Origin of the sequence: Mycobacterium sp. WUMAC-067 (assembly GCF_020217485.1) — a bacterium.
GTDB lineage: Bacteria > Actinomycetota > Actinomycetes > Mycobacteriales > Mycobacteriaceae > Mycobacterium.
Genome location: NZ_JAEKMI010000115.1, coordinates 1 through 3,861, shown reverse-complemented (window position 1 = coordinate 3,861; position 3,861 = coordinate 1). Strand labels below are relative to the sequence as shown.

Genomic DNA, 3,861 nt, shown 5'->3' with positions numbered 1-3,861 from the left:
TTCTCCCCTGCCGCGTAACACTCGGAAAGATGGCAAACGACATGTGCCACAGTCGGGAGCAGGCGGAGCAGGTCAAGGCTAGGTTGGCCGAGTGGCTGGCGCCACCAATGGTCGGGACGACGGCACTGACTGAGCGGCACCGCCCGCAGACCGCCGGCATCAAGCGAATGGCTCGGCCGTATAACCACGCGCTGACCGTCGCATATCTCTGCCCCACCTGTGAGAATTGAGCTGACAAGGCAGCTAGAGACGGATAGGTCCCTTTGTGAGCACCGATGGCCGCGAGCCTGACGACGAGGCCGGCGCGGAGTTCCTGAACGGCTTCGTCGATAGGTTGATTCTCGGGGGCGGGCGTGTGGACATGGGCCGCCGGCGCTCCGAACCAGTTGCGCCACCATAGCATGTAGTACAACTATGTAGTACATTATTGGTATGAGTGAAGTACCTCTCCGAATGCTCAACCAAGAGACGGCAAAGGTCTTGGCCCGCGTCAAGCGTGGCGAAGAGATCACGCTTACTGAGCGCGGGGAAGTCATCGCCCGAATAATCCCCGCTACCGCCGGCCCACTGGATGCGTTGATCACTGCCGGCAGAGTGCAACCGGCGACGCTGGCCGGCCCAGCCCCGCGGCCGACCGTTCCGATGCACGACAATCTCGACGCCGGCGCGCTATTGCAACGTCTGCGCGCCGAGGAAAGGTATTAGCCGGTGATCTACCTGGATACCTCGGCTCTGGTCAAGCTGATCCGGATCGAAGTCGAATCTGATGCTCTAGCTGACTGGCTCGATGAACGCACCGAAACACGTTGGATAACATCTGCCTTGGCTGAAGTGGAGCTCCCCAGAGCCATCCGCGCAGTCGCCCCAAATGGCTTATCTGCTGTCCCCTCTGTGCTGGCCAGACTGGATCGGTTCGAAATCGACCAGGTCATCCGCGCCACCGCGGCCGCCTACCCCGATCCGGCGCTGCGCTCGCTCGATGCGATACACCTGGCCACCGCTCAAATCGCCGCATCCACAGCACCATTGACCGCCATGGTCGCCTATGACAGTCGACTCAGCGACGCCGCCCGTGCCCTCGGGATAACGATTGTCACACCTGGAAGAAACTCATGAACGGCTCAGGAGGAGAACACATGTCAGCACGTTTCTATGATGAGACCGTTTTTCAAGCGTGGCAGCGCGGTGTAGAGATCGCCGGTCCCCGATGGTTCGCCGACGGCCAGACTTCCCCGGACAGCGCGACCAGCAAGTGGGATCTCTCGCCGAGGGTCGACGAGATCCGATCAGCTATCGGATGGCTGTCCTCGGGCGAAGCGATGTTCCTTGCGGCGATGGTGAGCTTTTACAACTCTGAGCCCGGCGGCGAACTCTTGCGATCACTTGGCGCAAATGGCCTCAGCGACATTGCTGCCAGCCTCGACGAATCACGCCGACAAGTCATCGCCGACCTGCCCCTTGCCTACGCCGGCTGGTGAAAACCTCGCCGGCCGTCACTCCCACGGCTTCCCGCTACAACCCGCCGCAAAGGACAACCCATGGCTGACCTGCCAACTCGTCCCGAACTATTCGAGAACGCCCGCGCCTGCATCGACGAAGTGAGATCAGCGCTCAGCGCGGCGCGCGACTGGCTGCGCTCGGACTGGCAGCTCCTGGGCACACCACTGACTAAGGAGGCCGGCCAAGCTCGGGTGGCCATTTTGGAATCGATCGGCGAGGCCAAGGACCTCATCGACGCGATGAAGCGCACTGCAGCCTCGATGAAGCGGCGCAGCACGGCGTTGCGAGCGCGCGGCAGAAACGCCAGGCGACCGCGCTGTCTGGTGCGCCGCGCAGCGCGATGAACCGCCCGCCTTGCCCGCCGCGACCCGTTGCCGACCTGGTGGCCGGATGTGAACGGGCGCTGGCTCGAAGATGGTGGAAGATGGTGACCGCAAGACATCGTGCGTTGCGTGGTGGACCGCCCGTCACGCCTCAATCACGAACTTTGCGACTGGGCGCGCGCACCAACACTTCATGCTCGGCATCATGGGTGGCCGCTTCAGGCGCCAGGCGTGTTCGGCAGCCGACCGTCATACCCGCCGACGAGCGGTCGCCCGGCCACGATGTGCGCGACTCGGGCGACCGGTCCCAATCACCAAGCAAACGTCCTCTCCCGAGGCTTCGGGGTGCGTCATCCGCTTGCCCCGCATGTCGACATCCGTTGCTGCGCGGCTAGCGGCCACGCCAGTCAAATGTCGATTCCCGCTGCGGTGCCTACCTCAAAATCCCGGCAATCCCGGCAGGGTGAAACCACCGCCCGCGCCGGTGGAAGCGCCGCTCCCAGCGCCGCCCGGACCGGTCAAACCGCCCGACGTGCCAGTACCGAAGCCGCCGCCATTGTCGTTGAAAGCACCGGACCCGCCGGTCGACGCCCTGCCCCCACCGATCGGGGTGGACACTCCACCAGACCCGCCGCCCCCAACTGTGATCCCTGGGTCTGGCTCATCCGCCCAGGCAGCGCCCGCGCTGGCTATCGGGATGAGCCCGGCGGCCAAAGCTGCACCTGCGGCCATGCCGAGCTTGATCGTGATACCGCGGCGTCGTGTCTTGCAAGTCATGTTCCCCTCCGAATTCATGGATCATTAGATGATCGCGTTATGATCGGCGCACTTGTCGTGCGTTGCACAGTCACTTAGGTGGTAATGGGGCTCACCTCCATTCCCACAACTGGATTCCCACAACTGGTGATAGCAATGCCACCAGCTGTATGAACTTTGGCTATGCAATGCAGCTTAGCTACTACAGAAAGTGAGCGTCAAGCCAATTGGGCTACCTTGTTTGCAAAGTGATTCATATTCATAAATTCAGTGTTTCAGTAGACACTGACTTCCACACCTACAATCGTATATTGCAGCAGTTCAACAACCATGTACTGGTGTACTGACATGCGCCAATTCGCGTCTGCGTACTTACTGATATCGAGCACAACGTGAATCATTCAGGCCAGAGTCTGACTTGATTACGATTATCAGAGTTTCAAGGTGCCAGCAAACTAGACTTACTCGGTTGGTGCCCGATATCTGCAGAAACCTTTCTTCCTAGAATTCAGTATCGCTGTTGGCCAAAAATCGCTCCCTGCGTAGTCCGATCAGCAGTCACACCTCGCCGCGTGCACCTAGACCGTCCCCAACACAGGGCCTCAGCAGACGCCCGCCGGCAACTCATCGCCGACGACGCGCGAGGGGTGCCGCGCCTCACCTTGGGCCCAAGTGCAGGACCCCTCATTGATCCGCGTACTGATATGCAGATCTACTGAAACGCACCCGAAGAGGGGATCGCCGCAATGAGCACCGGCCGCAGCCGCATCGAATCGAGCGCCGCACCGTCCCACAGAAACACCGCGGCTGCCACCCCGCCCTCACCTACAGGCACCGGGCCGACCGAACGCCTCATGACCATCCGGTAGACAGGCGACCAACGAACACGCCGAACCGTCGACCTATCACTTGGCACACACCCGGGTCTTGACATCTGGCAGCGAGATGCCGCCGACCGCCTCGGACTCGCAGGATGCAGGCGGAAATAACCGGATTCTTCTCTGGACAAGCTCGACGCAATCCACGCCGTCCTGCATCGCTTCCCCGTGTACAAGCCGATCATCGCCGCGGTCAACGGCACTTGCGTGGCGGGCGGATTCGAGATGTTGAGCTCCACCGACATCCGAGTGGCCGTGCCCGACGCACGATTCGCGGTGATGGAGCCGAAGCGCGGTCTTTTCGCAGTGTCTTGCCCGTGAGGACACTCGCGGCGGCAAGGGCACCGCCGATCGTGACGTAATGACTTAGGGCCGGTCCACGCGGCAGAGGTGTGAGGTGTTGA

The 3,861-nt window shown here is 61.7% G+C and carries 7 protein-coding genes; 6 read left to right on the top strand and 1 reads right to left on the bottom strand.

What is annotated here, in order from left to right:
• The 5 genes from JF781_RS27525 to JF781_RS27505 all read left to right on the top strand — a co-directional run.
• Positions 1–230, top strand: a 230-nt coding sequence (locus tag JF781_RS27525; RefSeq protein WP_208857749.1) for a hypothetical protein, incomplete at its 5' end; no start/stop codon positions are given.
• 202 nt (positions 231–432) lie between these two features.
• On the top strand, positions 433–705 hold the full coding sequence (locus tag JF781_RS27520; RefSeq protein ID WP_033711258.1) for a type II toxin-antitoxin system Phd/YefM family antitoxin: 273 nt from the start codon (positions 433–435) through the stop codon (positions 703–705).
• Positions 706–708: 3 nt separating this feature from the next.
• A complete protein-coding gene (locus JF781_RS27515; protein WP_007168487.1) occupies positions 709–1,116 on the top strand; it encodes a type II toxin-antitoxin system VapC family toxin in 408 nt (135 codons plus the stop codon).
• A 20-nt stretch (positions 1,117–1,136) separates the two neighbouring features.
• Positions 1,137–1,478, top strand: a complete 342-nt coding sequence (locus JF781_RS27510; protein ID WP_007168486.1) for a hypothetical protein — start codon at positions 1,137–1,139, stop codon at positions 1,476–1,478.
• Between the two features lie 60 nt (positions 1,479–1,538).
• Positions 1,539–1,844 (top strand): hypothetical protein, encoded by a 306-nt coding sequence (locus JF781_RS27505; protein ID WP_007168485.1) that lies wholly within the window; start codon positions 1,539–1,541, stop codon positions 1,842–1,844.
• A 1,447-nt stretch (positions 1,845–3,291) separates the two neighbouring features.
• Here JF781_RS27505 and JF781_RS28660 read toward each other — a convergent pair.
• Positions 3,292–3,414, bottom strand: a complete 123-nt coding sequence (locus JF781_RS28660; RefSeq protein ID WP_255250777.1) for a hypothetical protein — start codon at positions 3,412–3,414, stop codon at positions 3,292–3,294.
• Between the two features lie 211 nt (positions 3,415–3,625).
• On the opposite strand from JF781_RS28660, the gene JF781_RS27495 reads away from it, so the two are divergent.
• Entirely contained in the window at positions 3,626–3,778 is a 153-nt protein-coding gene (locus JF781_RS27495; protein ID WP_007168480.1) for an enoyl-CoA hydratase-related protein, read from the top strand.
• Positions 3,779–3,861: the final 83 nt, after the last annotated feature.

What these genes read in the sequence shown, in the direction of transcription:
- JF781_RS27520 (WP_033711258.1), top strand. Translation starts at nt 433, where the DNA reads ATGAGTGAAGTACCTCTCCGAATGCTCAACCAAGAGACGGCAAAGGTC.
- JF781_RS27510 (WP_007168486.1), top strand. Translation starts at nt 1,137, where the DNA reads ATGTCAGCACGTTTCTATGATGAGACCGTTTTTCAAGCGTGGCAGCGC.
- JF781_RS27505 (WP_007168485.1), top strand. Translation starts at nt 1,539, where the DNA reads ATGGCTGACCTGCCAACTCGTCCCGAACTATTCGAGAACGCCCGCGCC.